Raw genomic sequence first — 15,461 nt, 5'->3', positions numbered from 1 at the left:
TTGAGCATTGCCGAATACCGAAAAGTCAATGTAGCGTGAGATTGAAACTGTCCAAAAAACGTCCGCATCCTCTTTTGTCGTTTAACCCATCCTCGAAGACGGCACCATCCGATACAAAACCCCCTAGCCGGTATCACGCCAGCTAGGGGGTTTGAACGTTGGTAGCGGGGGCAGGATTCGAACCTACGACCTCTGGGTTATGAGCCCAGCGAGCTACCGAGCTGCTCCACCCCGCGTCGAGTGAGTTATGAACTTCACCTGCTGCCGTATCGGCAACGGGTGTTAACTATACGCAGACTTGTCCTGAACAACAAATCCCCTGGCCACACGTGAAAGTGGGCCAGGGATTGGATTCGGGGTTCACCGCCCGTTCGCCGGGGGTTCGCCAGCTATTCAGGTTGAGACTGCGTGAACGATTTAGCGCACCGACCCATAAGTCCAAGACAATAACTGCCGGTCAGGAGCTTATGGCGCGACCGTTATGGGGCTGGAACCCTCAAATCGTTCACCGCTAATGGGTCAGGTACGGCCGTCGGGCCGCACCCGACTACTGCCCCTTCTGGTAGTCCTCAACGGCGCGGTCGAGCTCGTCCAGGGCTCGGCCGTATTCCTCGAAGGAACCGTCACGGGCGTCCTCGAGGCCGCGCAAGGCCTCGTCGATAGCCGTCAGGGCTTCCTCTTGGTTGGCGGGCGGGGTGGCTGTGTCGCCGTCGCCCTCGCTTTCCTCGGTCTCCGCGTCGGTGTTGTCCGGGTCCGTCGCCGTGGCCTGGTCCTCGGCGTCGGAAGTAGTCGAGTCATCGGAGTCCACGATGGAGATGTCTTGGGCCTCCTTCGCGTCAATGCCCACCTGGCTGAGCGCCTGGGAGATCGTCGGGGCGTAACCGACACGGCCCTTGTAGAACACCAGCACACGCAGCAGCTTCGGGAACGCGGACTCCTGGTCCTTGCGCTGCGAGTAAATCGGCTCGACATAAAGGATCTCGCCGTTAGCAACCGGCAGGGTGAGCAAATTACCATTCTTCAGCGTGTTGGAGCCCTCCCACAGGGTGCGGTCGCGGGCGACCTGGTCAGAGGACATCAGCGCGTCCTGAGCCTGCTTCGGACCCTGCGTCTGCGTATTGGTCGGCAGAACGCGGACGGTGATCTGGCCGTAGTTGTCCGGGTCGGAGGTGACCGACATGTGCGCGGCGAGGAACTCACGGCTCAGACCGCGGTACGGGGTGATCAGCTGGAAGGTCGGGTCACCCGTTTCTGGGTCGGCGGCCACAACGTAGTACGGCGGCTGGTTGAGCTCCTGGCGGCCTTCCGGCGCGGTCGGATCGTTCGGGACGGACCAGAAGGCGTCGTTGTTGAAGAACACGCCCGGGTCAGACACGTGGTAGCGGGCCAGCAGCTCGCGCTGGACCTTGAACAGGTCTTCCGGGTAGCGCAGGTGGTCGCGCAGCGAATCGGAAATCTCCGAAGCGGGCTTCACCGTGTCCGGAAAAGCACCCATCCACGCCTTGAGGACGGGGTCCTCTTCGTCGAAGGCGTAGAGGTCGACCGAACCGTCGTAGGCGTCGACTGTCGCCTTGACGGAGTTGCGGATGTAACCGACCTCGTTGTTGACCAATCGCTGGTTGGTGCCCTCCGGGTTGAGCGCGTCCTGCGTGGTGTTCTGCAGGGATTCACGGGTGGAGTACGGCAGGGCAGACAGCGTGGTGTAGCCGTCGACGATCCACTTGATGCGACCGTCGATAACAGCGGGGTACGTGGTGCTGTCGGTGGTCAGCCACGGTGCGACCTTCTCCACGCGCTGGCGCGGGTCACGGTCGTACAAGATCTTGGACTCGCTGCCGACACGGTCCGACAGGATGAGGTTGAGTTCCTGGTACTTCACCGCGTACGCGAGGCGGTCGACCCAGTTGCCGATGCTCACGCCGCCTTCACCGTCATAGGTGAACGAGGAAGAGTCGGTGTCGTACTCGAGCGGGCCCTGGCCGACATCGCCGACGATGGCGTAGTCGAGGCCATCTTCAGCGGACGCAATGACTGGGCCGTAGTAGACGCGCGGCTGGTCCACACGGATACCCAGCTCTTCGGCGTCTTCCTTTTCTTCCGCGTTGGCGTTGGCTTGCAGGTCCGACACCGTGAACACCGGCAGGCCACCGCGGGTGGAGCCGGCGTCCTGGGCAGCTTCGTCGACAATGTTGGCCTGTGCAGCCACAAAGCCGTTTCCGTGCGTGTACACCGTGTGGCGGTTGAGCCAGTCTTGCTGGTTCTCACGCAGAGCATTCGGGTCCAGCTCGCGAGCCGCGACGACATAGTCGCGCAGCTCCCCGTCGACTGTGTAGCGGTCCATGGCCAGCTGGTCGGGGAAGCCGTAGAAGTTGCGCAGCTGCTGATTCTGCGTGAACGTCGGCGACAGGATCTCCGGGTCGAGCAGACGGATGTTGGAGATAGTCGCGGAGTCGCGGCCCACTTCCCCGTCGTTCGTGCTTTCGGAACCCCAGTTGCTTTCGTAGGTCACTGTGGCGTCGGTAAGCCCGTACGCCTCACGCGTGGCTTCAATGTTGCGCTGAATGTACTCGGACTCGCGCGCCTGGCGGTTGGGTTTGACGGAGAACTGCTCAACCATCGCGGGCCATGCCTGGCCGATAATGAGCGAGGAGAACAGCATCAGCACAGTCGCCAGCACGGGGATGCGGAAATCGCGGAAGATGATCGACACAAAGAATGCCGCCGCTACCAGCACCGCGATGACTACCAGGATGATGCGCGCCGGCAGCTGAGCGTTGATATCGGTGTAGGAGGCACCGGTGAAGATGTCATTGCTGTCGTAGAGCAGCGTGTAGCGCTCCAGCCAGTAGTCGAGCGCCTTGACCAGCATCCACAGACCGGCAGTGACCGCGAGCTGGACGCGCGCAGGCTTGGAAATGTGGCCCCGTGTTCCGCTGACTTGGTTGGCCACCCGGATGCTGCCCAGCAGGTAGTGGGTCACCAAAGCGACAAGGAAAGCAACGATCAGCAGCATCGACAGCACACTGACCAGCGTGGACAGCGCCGGCAGGGCGAAGGCGTAGAAGCCTAAGTCACGGCCGAATTGCGGGTCCTGGGAGCCGAAAGAGGAGGAGTTGATCCACAGCAGGAATGTCCGCCAGGAGCCCTGCCCGATCATGCCGCTGATGAGCCCCACCACGATGGGCAGCCACACCAGCATGGAGCGCACGCTGGACTGGATGGAGGACTGGTATGCCGCCATCGGCGAATTCGGGTCGGCGAAGACGGAAACCCGTTCGCGGGTGCGCCACGCGATGAAGGCGGCGGCCCACGTGATCGCGCCGCCGAGCAGACCGAAGATCACGAACAGCGCCACACGGGCGAGGATGACGTTGGTGAACACCCCGCGGTACCCCACCTCACCGAACCAGCGGAACTCTGTGTAGAGGCCCACAAGTAGGGGGACGAGGAACAGAATCAGCGCAATGATTCCGAAGGTCACCAGTAGTTTATTCGTGGATTTCCCCGACTCCGGGCGGGGGCGGTTCAGGCGCGTGGCCAAATCCAGCTCCTTATAACGGCTTAGAACGATGAACTATTAAGCTTTAACACTAAAGTGCCTAACGCCTAAAAGACCAGAAGGGTTCCCCCAGTTGCGCCAGCAAGCTCTCAACAAGGCCATGATGGAGGCCGTCGAGTTCGTCCACGCGGAAGGCTGGGACGCGCCGCCCACGCTGTTCGCCCTGGTACCGACGGAGTTGGTCGTGGACCAGCTCGCCGCACTCGACGAGGAGGCAGATTCCCCGTTGACCTTGGTGGTTCAGGAGCTCCCGGAGCACATCCTGCCTGGTTCGGACGAGTTGGGCGATTACATTGCGCGCCTGGCATGGCCGGAAGAGGTCGAGGGCATCATCCTGGCGCAGGAGATCGTCTTCGTGGACACCAGCGGCACTGCCGATGCGTCCCCGGCCCGGTTGTTCTCCGGCGTGCTGCGGGACGAAGACATTGAGCAGACCTTGCTGCAGATCCGCCCGACCGAAGAGGAGCTGGAAGCGGCTGGCCCGTTCGCAGAAGACGATATCCAACTGCGCGGCGGACCCAACGTCGCACCCGCAGTCATCGGCGCATTGCGGTATAGCTTGGAGAACGATCCGCAGGAAGACGATCTACACTAAGGGGGTCTACTTTAAAGGAGTTACCCCCGTGCCGTCTTCGTCCCTGCCCCGCCATCGCCGTGCGCCTGTCGCGCTCGCGGCGATGAGCTTGGTTGTCACGCTCGCCGCCTGCTCTGACAAAGAGAGCAAAGAGCCTTTGCCGACACCTGCGCCGGAATCCACCTCCGCTGAGACTGTGGCCGACGAATCCACGGCTGAGGAATCCACGGCGGAAACCAGCAAGCAGAACGGGTGGCGCCGCCGCAGCGACGATCCAGAACTCGTGGCTCAAGTCGCGGAGCAATTCGCGGCGCTTGCGCCCGCAGAGCTTTTCGACGCACTAGATACCTGCTCGGAAACCAGCCTGAAAGGCTCCATCGAATGCACCGGCGCTGATGTGGGAAAGATCCAGTTCTTCGAGTCCGAGTCCATGGCCGCAGACACAAAGGATCTGCTGACTGGGCTGAGGAGCTCCCGCATCGTTGAAGAGTCCGAGGACGGCAACAAGATCGTCGGCTGGTCGATGCTGGGCCGGACCGCCGTCCTCACCGTGGTGGACTCCGACAAGGGCCAGCTGCTGCAGCAGATGGTCGACAGCGGAGATGTTGACCCTGAGCAGCGCATTTACGAGCTGGGGCTAGCTGAAGACGACGGCAGCGGAGTGAAGACCCCTGCGCTCGCCACGGATGAAGAAGAGCAGGAAGGCGAGCAAGAAGAGCAAGACGCGAAGCAGCTCACCAACGAGCAGTAGCGCGCTAGTCCGCCGCGCAGGTTTTGACGGGGGATCCTTCGGAGAAGGCGGACATGGCGGCTACTGCGTCGTCAAGCGTGGCGACGCTCGCGACAACCATATCCCCCGCATCGACCTTGCTTGCTTCCTTGCAGTTGTTCTCGGGCGCGAGGAAGAGTTCTGCGCCGCCGTCGCGTGCGCCTTCGATCTTGTGCGTGATGCCGCCGATCGGACCGACGGAGCCATCTTCGGAGATGGTGCCGGTGCCCGCGACGTGCTTGCCGCCGTTGAGTTCGCCGGGCGAGAGCTTATCGATGACCGCGAGCGAGAAGATCATTCCTGCGCTCGGGCCTCCCACGTCGTTGAAGTTGTAGTTCACCGCAACATCGCCAGTGGGCTCCGAAGACATGGTCACACCCAGCAGCGGGACGGACTCATCCTGGGGGTTGGTGCCGAGGGTGATGGTGGCCTCCCCCGGCTCACCGTCGCGCTCGTAAGAAATAGTGAGCTCGTCTCCGGGATTCTTTGACCGGACGAGGTCCTGGACCTCCTGCGGGGCGGAAACATCGGTGCCATCGACAGCTGTGATGATGTCTTCGGGCTTGAGTGCGTCGGCCGCAGCGCCGTCTTCGAGGACGTCGTGAATGAGGACGCGGGTCGGCTCCCCCAGGTAGCGCATTGCCGCGACCGTGGCGGCAGCTTCGGAGGCGACGAACGTGGCCTCATTGTGCTTGCGCATCTCCTCGTCCGACATATTTGCCGGCATGATCTGGTTGATCGGTACGAGCGTGTCATCGGAGATCAGCCAGCGGCTCAGCGCTTGCCCCACGGTCATGTTGGTGCGCACAGACACTGTCGTCATGTCCAGGCTGCCTGCGGTCGGATCGACATCCGCCCCCTCAATTTCGATGACGGGGGTGCCATCGACTTCTTCCAGGGTGTTGAACGTCGGCCCCGGCCCCTGCGCCGCGAACGGCACTGTGAACCGGATATCGGTCCCCGGAATGCCCCCGGCCACGAACAACGCAGCCGCCACCGCAAGGGGAATACCGCCCCACACCACCGCAGCACGGCGGCGTTTCACGGAGGGAGCGGGTTGGTCCGCAGTAGCAGGCAAAGTCACGGCAGTAAAGCCTACAACAGCCTGTTCAAAAGACCGTGTTCGCTTAGAGCGTTGCCTGTTCAGCCCGTTTTTCATTGTAGGGCGTGTTTCACCGCCGGTAGGCTGGCCACCATGGTTAATGGATTCGGGTTCTCTTTCCCTAACGACGACCGCGATGATCGCGACGACCGGGACGGCCAGGACGGAAACGGCCGCAACGACGGCAACGGCCGCGACGATCAGGGCCGCCAGGACAACCCGTTCGGCCAGTTCGGGTTCGGCATTGGCGGCACCCAAGGCTTTAGCGGCGGCTTCGGCAACCTCGGCGAGGTCCTGGGCCAGTTCAGCGAGATGCTCTCCGGCTTGGGCGAGCAGGCCAATAAGGCCGGCCAAGAGCGCCCCAAGCAGGACGCGGTCAACTACGACGTGGCGCTGCGCGCTGCCCGCCAGGTGGTCAAGAACCCGCGTGGTGCGACTGCAGGCGACACGAATGCCGTTACAGAGTCGACGAGGCTTGCGAACCTGTGGATTGATGACGCAACGGCGCTCCCCGATTCCGGCTCCCGCCCCGAGGCATGGAGCGCGGACGACTGGCTGACCAACACCCTGCCCACGTGGAAGCGCATGGTCAGCCCCGTCGCAGAGCACATGGGCCGCGCCCAGCTCGACGCGATGCCGGAGGAGGCACGCGAGATCTTCGGCCCCATCACGCAGATGCTCGGCCACTTCAACTCGATGAACTTCGGCGCGAAGCTCGGCCAGGCACTCGGTGACTTAGCCAACCAGGCGCTGACCGGCAATGACTTCGGCCTTCCGGTCGCGCCGAAGGGTGTCATCGGCATTGTGCCGAAGAACATTGAGCCGATTTCGGAACAGCTGTCTGTGCCGGGGCAAGAGGTGCTCGTCTACATCTCGGCGCGCGAGGCCGCTCGCCAGCGCCTGTTCACCCACGTGCCGTGGCTCGTCGAGCGCATCGTGTCGTCGGTTGAGGAATACTCCGTCGGCCTGGAGCTGGACACCTCCCACATTGAGGAGAAGATCCGGGACCTGAACCTCGAGTCGGGCGACCCAGCGAAGATCCAGGAGGCGATGCAGGAGATGCAGGGCGCGGACATGTCCCCGCGCGTCACCTCGCGCAACGCTGCCGCAGCAGACCGGTTGGAAACGCTGCTCGCGCTCGTCGAAGGCTGGGTCGAGGTTGTCGTCGAGGACGCCCTCGGCTCCCGCATCCCGTCCACTGCGGCGATGACGGAGTCGTGGGCACGCCGCCGCGCGACCGGCGGGTCCGCTGAGAACGCCTTTGCCAACGTCGTCGGCATTGAGCTGGGCGCTCCGAAGACGAACGAAGCCGCCGACCTGTGGCGCCGCGCTACCACTGCCGTTGGTGCGGAGCGACGCGACAAGGTGTGGGACCACCCGGACCTGTTGCCGACGGGAGAGCACTTGGAGAATCCGGCTGCCTTCATCGACACGCTTCTCGACGATGCTCCGGACGACCAGTTCGACGAAGAGATCGCCAAACTCGAGGAGATGCTCGCTGAGGAGCCGGGCCCGAGCGAGGACGACCGCGGTACTGACGGCAGCTCCGGCACCGAGGACGACAAGAACGACTAGTTCTGCCCGAACCTCTGGAACGCCTCTAAATAGCCCTTCGCGCGTTCAGCGCGGGGGGCTTTGTCGGCGTGCTCCCAGAACTCAGGGCCGTGGCCGGGGATGAAGGTGTGCACGAGCTCGTGGACGAGCACAGCGTCGACCACCCAGTCGGGCACGTCCCGTAGCCGGTCAGAAATGCGAATGTCACCGGTCGCCGTGCTGCAGGACCCCCACTGTGTCGACTGGTTGGACGTCCACCGCACGGATCCGATGCGCGCTTGCCCGTCGAGGACGGAGTCGTTGAGGGACTGTGCGCGAGCGAGCAGGTCCTCGTCGGACAGCGTGCTGGTGGTGAGTTTGCGCTCCATCTTCGCCAGGATGCCGTCGACAGCGTCGCGTTCCTGCGCGGCGGTGAAACGTGCCGGAATGCGAACTTCAATGCGGTCGCCTTTGAACCGCGCCTGTACCGTGCGGGTTCTTCGCGCAGAGCGGATCACGTCCACGTTGTCGCGGTCGAGCATGCGCAGTGTCCTCCCGTGTGCTGCAATGGCTCCTATGGGGGACTCAACATTAGTTCGTTTGGCGCCCGGTGTGAATGTGCTGGTCCGTGGGGAGGGATCGGTGCAGTTCGGGCTGGATGCGTCGAGAAGCGCGGTGCTGGACACGGCGCACCCGCGCCAGCTCAAGGACATCCTGGATGCCACGGTCGAGCCTATGGCCGTGCGCGATGTTCTCAACACCCTGCGTGGCATTCCCGAGATTGATGAGCCGGAGGCGCGGGCGCTGGTCAACGATTTGCTGAACTACCGCATCCTCGTCGACGCCAGCGAACGCACCGTCGTGGTGCTCGGCACTTCAGCTTTGGCGGACGAGGTGGTGCGGTTGCTGCGCACCGGCGGGATCACAGTGCGCACACCGCTTATCGACGAACCCCTCCACCCCTTCTTTTCCCTCCTCTCCCCTGATACACCCGTCGTGGTTGTTGACCAGGTGCCCCAGCTGGTGCGGCTGCGCGAGGCGCTGGCCGATCACACCGGGTGGATCATCCCGGTATTCACGTTGGATTCGCGGGTGGTGGTCGGCCCGGCAAGCCTCGACGGGGACGGTCCGTGCCTTGAGTGTGTGCTCATGCACGCCCAGGAGCGCGACCCGCACACGCATGTCACCGCTACGGCACTGTCGCAGGCCTCGAGCACGAATGCCCCGGATCCTGCGGTGGTCGCCGCTGGCGCAGCTGCCGCCGCGGTGATCGTGCGCCGGTGCGCGGAGGTGCCAGAACCTCCCGGTGTGCTCGTTCCGGAAGCGGAGCCCGGAATCGCGCTGATCATCGACCCCTTCGGGCCGCAGTGGGTGGCTGAGCACCCCCTGGGCACGCACAAGAGCTGCCCTGCCTGCTTGTGAGGGGGCACGGAAGGGGTCAGCGGAAGTCTTCCAAGACGGCCAGCACGTCCTCGCCGTACTGTTCCAGCTTGGACGGGCCGATGCCGGAGATGTCCAGTAGTTCTGCGAGGCTTGCCGGCATCGCCTCGACGACAGACAGAAGTGTCGCATCAGTGAAGACCATGTACGGCGGGTGCTGCTTCTCGCGGGCGGTGTCCAAGCGCCACTGCTTCAAGGCTGTGAATGCGGCCTCGTTGTAGGTCGGCTCGCACTCCTCGTGCCGGCCGAGGGTCTTCTCAGCGGGCGTGGTGATGGGGTTGCCGCACACCCGGCATCTCTTCGGACGCTTGAGGCGGTCAGGGGTGGTCTCGACGTCGAGCTGCGGGGCAATACCGTCGAGGAACCGGGACCTGTCGCGGCTTTTCCGACCACCCTCCTGGCGGGCAAACGACCACGACAAGTGCAGGTGTTCGCGGGCGCGGGTGATGCCCACGTAGAACAGGCGCCGCTCCTCCTCAATCTGCTCGTCGCCAGCCTTGATCGCATGCGAGATGGGCAGCGTCTTCTCCACCAGGCCAACAAGGAAGACCGCATCCCACTCAAGGCCTTTGGCGGCGTGCAGGCTGGCCAACGTCACACCGTCGACAGCCGGGGGCTGCTTCGACTCCGCGCGCTGGCGCAGCGACTGCAACACTCCGGGCAGCGAGTCTGCTTCCCCAGTGTTCACGATGTCGGCGATGAGCTCCACCAACGCGTTGAGCGTCTGCCACCGTTCACGCTGCTGCGCACCCTCGGGTTCCGTGGCACTCAGACCCAGCGGGGCGAAAGCGGCGCGGGCGACAGTCACCGGGTCGTCCGGCAGGTCGTTGCGGCGGGTGGCCTGCACCAGCACGCCGATCGCCTCGCGGATCTCTGGGCGGTTGAAAAAGCCTTCGCCGCCGCGGACTTGGTAGACGATGCCAGCGTCAGACAACGCCTGCTCGAACACCGCCGACTGCGCGTTGAGGCGGTAGAGGATGGCGATTTCACGGGGTGGGACGCCGCCGTCGATAAGCGTGCGGATCTGTGCCGCGACTTCGCGCGCCTCCGTCGGCTCATCAGCATAGGACGCGAACGTCGGCTCCGGGCCTGGTGCGCGCATGCCCTGCAGCTCAAGGCGGGTGCCAGCAGCGCGGCCGGACGCTTTGGAGATCACGGTGTTCGCCAGATCCGTCACCTCCGGGGTGGAGCGGTAGTCGCGCTGCAGCTTGACCACGGTCGCGTGCCCGTACGTCCGCGAAAAGTTCAGCAGATAGTCCGGGGAAGCGCCGGTGAAGGAGTAAATGGTCTGGTTGGCATCGCCAACGACGGTCAGGTCATCGCGCTGGCCCAACCACGCTTCGAGCACGCGCTGCTGGAGCGGGGTGACGTCCTGGTACTCGTCGACGACGAAGGTTTGGTACTGGGTGCGGAACTCCTCAGCCACCGCTGGCGCGTTCTCCAGGGCACCGGCGACGTGGAGCAGAAGGTCATCGAAGTCGAGGGCCATGCCGTCGGGGCTCGTCTTGGATTGCTCGTACCGCTTGTACACGGCGGCGACCTTCTCCGCGTCCGTCGGCGGCTCACGGCGAGAGTTAGCGATGGTCTCGGCGTAGCTTTCCGGGGTGACTAGAGACGCTTTGGCCCACTCGATCTCGCTGAGCAGGTCACGCACCATATCCTTGTGGGACTCGAGCCCCACAGAGCGCGCTGCGCGACCGACCAGCGGGAATTTGTTGTCAATGAGGTGCCACGGCATGTCGCCTGCTACCTGCGGCCAGAAGTAACGCAGCTGGCGCAACGCTGCAGCGTGGAACGTGCGGGCCTGCACACCGCCGATACCCATGTCGCGCAGACGATCGCGCATCTCCCCTGCCGCGCGCGAAGTGAACGTCACCGCGAGCACGCGCTGCGGGGCGACAAACCCCTGATCAATGAGGTGCGCGATGCGGTAGGTAATGGTGCGCGTCTTACCGGTGCCGGCGCCGGCGAGGATGCATACCGGCCCGCGCGGAGCGGTGGCGGCGACGAGCTGATCGGGGTCGAGCTGAGTTTCGAGCTGGCTCAGGTCGATCATCGGCTAGCGGTCCTCTTCCTCTGCGCGGGCGGCTTCGCTCAGGTCGTCCGGAGTCTCGTCGGTGTAGCGGATGTACAGCAGGCGGTCGCCCGGCTCGACGGTCTCCGCTTCCGGCGAATCGAGGCGGTAGAGCTCGCCGGAGCGGACCACGCCCAGCACAATATCGGCGAGGTGCCGGGGGTTGGCGCCGACTTCGTCATCAATAATCGCGCGCTCAGCCACGGCGAAACCGGCATCGGGGCTGAGCAGGTCCTCGATCATCTCCACCACCGTCGGTGTCGACGTAGCGATGCCGAGCAGACGGCCCGCGGTTTCCGAGGAGATGACCACCGAGTCCGCCCCGGACTGCTCGAGCAGGTGCTGGTTCTCGCCTTCGCGTACCGACGCGACGATGTTGACCCCCTGGTTGATCTCACGCACCGACAATGTCACCAAAACAGCGGTGTCGTCACTGGACGGTGCGACCACGACAGAGCGGGCGCGGCTCACTCCGGCGATTTTGAGCACATCGGACTTCGTGGCGTTGCCGTGGACGGCAATGAGGCCACGGTTTTCGGCGTGGGACAAGGCCTCCTGATTGTCGTCGATGACGACAATGTCGGAGGGTGGCATGCCTTCTGCGATCAACGCCTCGACCGCGGAGCGGCCCTTCGTTCCATAGCCGACGACGATGGTGTGGTTGCGCACGGTTTTCCTCCAGCGCTGCAGTTGCAGGGTCTTACGCGAGTCTTCGGTCAGGACGGACAAGGTGGTACCGACGAGCAGCATCAGGAACGCCACACGCATCGGGGTGACCACCAAGATATTCACTAGGCGCGCCGTCTGCGTCACCGGGGTGATGTCGCCGTAACCTGTGGTGGATAGCGACACCGCCGAGTAATACACCGCGTCAATGAAGGTGAGGTGCTCCGAATAACCGTCCTTGTCCAGCCACACAAGCACAGCGACGATGACAACAAGCAAGATGGCGTACAGGAACCGCCGGCTGATCAGTGCCCACGGCGTTGCCTTGTCCGCCTGCGGCAGACGGATGACATTTAGTAGAGCGTGGTCTGGCAACGCCGTCAACTCGTCGCTGCGGTTATCGCGGAAACGGATCGGCGGACGAAACGATGGTGCCATGGGTCACCTCCTTAATGCTGCATGTCTATATCGGACTCTAGACCTGTCGCCGCGGCGGTTTGCAGCAGCTCCTCCAGCTCGCCGCGTTCTGGCAGGTCGTGCGGGGCGAAGTCTTCCCCGGTGCGGACGTAGAAGAACACTGCGTTGACTGGCAGCCCGTCGCCGGCGATGCGTTTCCACGCCTCCCGGTAGACGGCCAGCTGCAGTTTCGCGGCCCGCATCTCCGTCGCCTGGGGTTTGGCGCCGGTCTTCCAGTCGACGATGGTCCAGCTGCCGTGCGGCGCCTCTGGTGTGGGCGCGTCACGGTACACAGCGTCAATGCGGCCGCGCACGCTCGCCGAGCCCAAGTCGATCTCAAAGGGGTGCTCGATGTGCGCCGGAGCGCGCTGCGCCCAGTGGCTGGCCTCAAAGGACGCCTTGAGGCGTGCCAGTGTGGTCGCGTCGACGTCGGGTTCGGTGTTGCCGGGCAGCTCGTCGTCGTCGAGAAGCGGGCGCGCACCGAAGAACCCCTCGATCCATTCGTGGAACGCTGTTCCGCGCTTGGCATAAGAGTTCGGTTTGAACGGCACCGGGCGGCGCGCGCGGCGGGCGAACTGCTCCGGGTTGGCGCGCAGCGCGACGATGTCGGAGGCGGTGAGCATTGCGGGCATGATGACCGGCACCGACGGGCTCATGGTGGCCTCATGCTCCTCGATCAGCGCTGTCACATCGCGCTCCCACAGCCCGTAGAGCTCACCGGCGGTGAGCTGCGGCAGGTCCTTAAGGGCCGCGTTGACGCGCTCAGCGGCATCCACTGCGGCAGGCTCGGCGCTGTAGTGCGGCCAGAAGCCTTCGCGTTCGCGAGTGTCCGTCAGCTCATCCGTCACCGTCCCGTCCCACCAGGACAACACCTCCGCCATATCCCGGAAAGGCAGGAAGTGGGAGTAGGGCTCCACCGGCTTCTTCCGCGTCGGAGAGATCCCAGACGCCGTGACCAAAAGACGCCGCTCCGCCCGGGTCACCGCGACATAGAACAGGCGCGCTGACTCTTCGGCAAGCTCGGCGGTCTTGTCCTTTTTGTACTGGTTGGTGAGCTTCTGGAAGTCGCTGCGGGTGTCGGCTTCGTCGAGCGCCGTGTACGTGTCGTCCGGGATCGTCGCCACATACCCAAGGAAAGTCTCCGCCGTTCCGCCGTACGTTGCGGCGTCAGCGTGGGCGACAGCGACGGTGCGCCATTCCAAGCCTTTCGCCTTGTGCGCGGTGAGAATCTGCACTCGGTCGCCGGTGTTGGCAACAGTTCCGGGCGCCAGGCCGTCCTCATGCTCGGTGGCTAGCTCCAGGTAGTTCAGGAAGCCTTCCAGATCCGCACCCGGATAGGACGCGACCGTTTCAGCGAATTTGTCCAGATGCACAGTGCCGGTGTCGGAGGGGCGGGAGAGCACCTCGGTGCGGATGCCGAAGATGGAGACGATGTCGTCGAACAGGTCCGGCAGGCGCTTCCCCAAGCTGCGCTTGCGCAGGGCGCGCAGCTGTGAGGACAGCACCTGCAGGCGGGCCAGACCTTCCTCCGTGTAGCGCTCCGGCTCACCGAGGTCTGCCACCGCGTCGGCTAGACCAACGGAGCGCTCGTTCTCCCCGACGGCGTTCTCGGCCTCGCGGATCAAGTCGGTGAGCTGGGCTTGCAACCGTTCCCGCGGATCTGCATCAGGCCCCAGCCCCGCTACGGCGCTGTCTTCTTGGTCGTGCGCCCGGCCGCCGGCCAGGTTCACTGCTCGCCGAGACAAGGCCGTGATGTCTTTCAGCCCCAATCCGCATGCGGGACCAGCCAGGATGCGCAGAGCAGCGGCAGAATCTTGCGGGTGAACGAGCATTTTCGCGACAGCCACCGCATCGGCGACCTCCGGCACGGTCAGTAGACCTGCCAGACCGACAATCTCATATGGAATGCCGCGCTCCTCCAGAGCTTCAGCGATCAGCGCGGACTGCTTGTTCTTGCGCACCAGCACAGCCGAGGAGACATCACCGTGCTCAGCGAGCTGCTCGTGGAAGTCCGCGGCCAGCATGTCAGCGACGGCGGCGATTTCCTCGTCCACAGGCCCGTAGAAGCCTACCTCTACAGTGCCAGGCTCAGACGCCGGATTCGGATTGAGCGGTTCGACGGCGCGCTGCGGCCCCGGGGCGCCGAGCACGGCCGACGACACTGAGTTGGCCAGTGCCAGCACTTCCGGTGGGTTGCGCCATGAGGTGGTGAGCTGGGCTTTCGGGGCGGAGGCACCGTCGGCAAGCGGAAAGTCGTCGACGAACGCCTGCAGATTAGCGGCAGTGGCTCCGCGCCAGCCGTAAATCGCCTGCATCGGGTCACCGACGGCGGTGACGGTCAGCGGGTACGGGTGCCGCGCGAGGTCGTCGCGGTTTTCGCCGAACAAGCTGCGCAGAAGCACGCGCTGGGCGTGGGAGGTGTCCTGGTATTCATCCAACATGACCACCCGGAAGCGGCCGCGTTGGCTCTCCCCGACCGACGGGTGGTTACTGGCCAGTTGCGCCGCGACGGACATTTGCTCGTTGAACGTGACCACTCCGCGTTCGCGCAGCTCGCGGCTGAGCTCCTCCGCGAGGTCGGTGTAGGCGGCGCGAAGACGCTGCTTGTCTATCCAGCCGCGGACTTCCTTGGCGTACTGCTCTTTCGCTCTGCCGCGGGGAAGGGCTGCGACGTTATCAATGAACGCCTCCGCTTCCTCCCGCACCCGCGACGGCGGCATGAGGTCGTTGCCCATGTTGGCCACGAGCCGCAGGAGCGTGTCCACGACGGTGCTCACACCGGGGTTCGCGTCGACACCGTCGAGCAAAGCGCCACCATGATTGCTCACCACGTCCCAGGCGATGGAATGCAGCTCGGCATCGGTGATAAGCCGCGCGTCAGGCTCCACGGGGACGAGCAGGCCGTATTCGCGGATGAGGTCGCCGGCAAACGCGTCATAGGTGGACACGGTCGGCGCGATGACTTCAAGCGTCTCCGCGAGCCCGCCGCTGGGGTCCAAGTGGCGCACCAGCTGCTCATTCGCGGCGAGCTTCTCCAACCGGGTACGAATGCGCCTACCCAGCTCTTGCGCGGCCTTTCGCGTGAACGTCAGGCCGAGCACTTCCTCCGGCCGGACGTAGCCGTTGGCCACCAGCCACACAACGCGGGCCGCCATCGTTTCGGTCTTGCCTGCGCCCGCGCCAGCGACAACGAGGAGCGGGCCGGGGTCTGCCCCGATGACCGCCGCCTGCTGATCGGTCGGCGGGAACTTCTCCTTCAGATACCGCGACAGTGTCACGGGTTGCATG

General features: G+C 64.4%; 10 protein-coding genes and 1 tRNA gene. 4 read left to right on the top strand and 7 right to left on the bottom strand.

What is annotated here, in order from left to right; genetic code table 11:
* Nucleotides 1–159 precede the first annotated feature (159 nt).
* Nucleotides 160–236: transfer RNA gene (locus KBX07_RS11050), tRNA-Met, on the bottom strand.
* 311 nt (nucleotides 237–547) lie between these two features.
* Nucleotides 548–3,541, bottom strand: a complete 2,994-nt coding sequence (locus tag KBX07_RS11045; RefSeq protein WP_370687292.1) for a UPF0182 family protein — start codon at nucleotides 3,539–3,541, stop codon at nucleotides 548–550.
* A 118-nt stretch (nucleotides 3,542–3,659) separates the two neighbouring features.
* Between KBX07_RS11045 and KBX07_RS11040 the strand changes: the two genes are divergently transcribed.
* Nucleotides 3,660–4,154 carry a PPA1309 family protein gene (locus KBX07_RS11040; protein WP_256024142.1) on the top strand — a complete coding sequence of 165 codons (495 nt, stop codon included), beginning with the start codon at nucleotides 3,660–3,662 and terminating at the stop codon, nucleotides 4,152–4,154.
* A gap of 28 nt (nucleotides 4,155–4,182) precedes the next feature.
* The gene (locus KBX07_RS11035) at nucleotides 4,183–4,884 is read left to right on the top strand and encodes a hypothetical protein (RefSeq protein ID WP_005286012.1); all 702 of its coding nucleotides are present in this window, start codon (nucleotides 4,183–4,185) and stop codon (nucleotides 4,882–4,884) included.
* A gap of 4 nt (nucleotides 4,885–4,888) precedes the next feature.
* On the opposite strand, the gene KBX07_RS11030 is transcribed toward KBX07_RS11035, so the two are convergent.
* Nucleotides 4,889–5,986, bottom strand: coding sequence for a PDZ domain-containing protein (locus KBX07_RS11030; protein ID WP_232210309.1), 1,098 nt, complete (start codon nucleotides 5,984–5,986; stop codon nucleotides 4,889–4,891).
* Nucleotides 5,987–6,097: 111 nt separating this feature from the next.
* On the opposite strand from KBX07_RS11030, the gene KBX07_RS11025 reads away from it, so the two are divergent.
* Nucleotides 6,098–7,579, top strand: coding sequence for a zinc-dependent metalloprotease (locus tag KBX07_RS11025; protein ID WP_005286017.1), 1,482 nt, complete (start codon nucleotides 6,098–6,100; stop codon nucleotides 7,577–7,579).
* Here KBX07_RS11025 and KBX07_RS11020 read toward each other — a convergent pair.
* Entirely contained in the window at nucleotides 7,576–8,079 is a 504-nt protein-coding gene (locus KBX07_RS11020; protein ID WP_256024139.1) for a M48 family metallopeptidase, read from the bottom strand. The two genes, KBX07_RS11025 and KBX07_RS11020, sit on opposite strands and share 4 nt — an antisense overlap.
* 34 nt (nucleotides 8,080–8,113) lie before the next feature.
* Here KBX07_RS11020 and KBX07_RS11015 point away from each other — a divergent pair, with 34 nt between their 5' ends.
* Nucleotides 8,114–8,959 (top strand): hypothetical protein, encoded by an 846-nt coding sequence (locus KBX07_RS11015; RefSeq protein WP_256024137.1) that lies wholly within the window; start codon nucleotides 8,114–8,116, stop codon nucleotides 8,957–8,959.
* A gap of 16 nt (nucleotides 8,960–8,975) precedes the next feature.
* Here KBX07_RS11015 and KBX07_RS11010 read toward each other — a convergent pair whose 3' ends face one another.
* From KBX07_RS11010 to KBX07_RS11000, 3 genes are read right to left on the bottom strand one after another with little or no spacing between them, the layout of a single operon-like run.
* Nucleotides 8,976–11,033: an ATP-dependent DNA helicase UvrD2 gene (locus tag KBX07_RS11010; protein ID WP_256024136.1), complete on the bottom strand. Its 2,058-nt coding sequence runs from the start codon at nucleotides 11,031–11,033 to the stop codon at nucleotides 8,976–8,978.
* A gap of 3 nt (nucleotides 11,034–11,036) precedes the next feature.
* On the bottom strand, nucleotides 11,037–12,155 hold the full coding sequence (locus KBX07_RS11005) for a TrkA family potassium uptake protein (RefSeq protein WP_255996074.1): 1,119 nt from the start codon (nucleotides 12,153–12,155) through the stop codon (nucleotides 11,037–11,039).
* Between the two features lie 11 nt (nucleotides 12,156–12,166).
* Entirely contained in the window at nucleotides 12,167–15,460 is a 3,294-nt protein-coding gene (locus tag KBX07_RS11000) for an ATP-dependent helicase (protein WP_256024141.1), read from the bottom strand.
* Between the last annotated feature and the right edge of the window lies 1 nt (nucleotide 15,461).

The organism is Corynebacterium sp. CCUG 70398, assembly GCF_024454055.1.
GTDB lineage: Bacteria > Actinomycetota > Actinomycetes > Mycobacteriales > Mycobacteriaceae > Corynebacterium > Corynebacterium genitalium.
The sequence above is the reverse complement of the archived record's forward strand: the minus strand, read 5'-3'. Positions and strand labels throughout refer to the sequence as shown.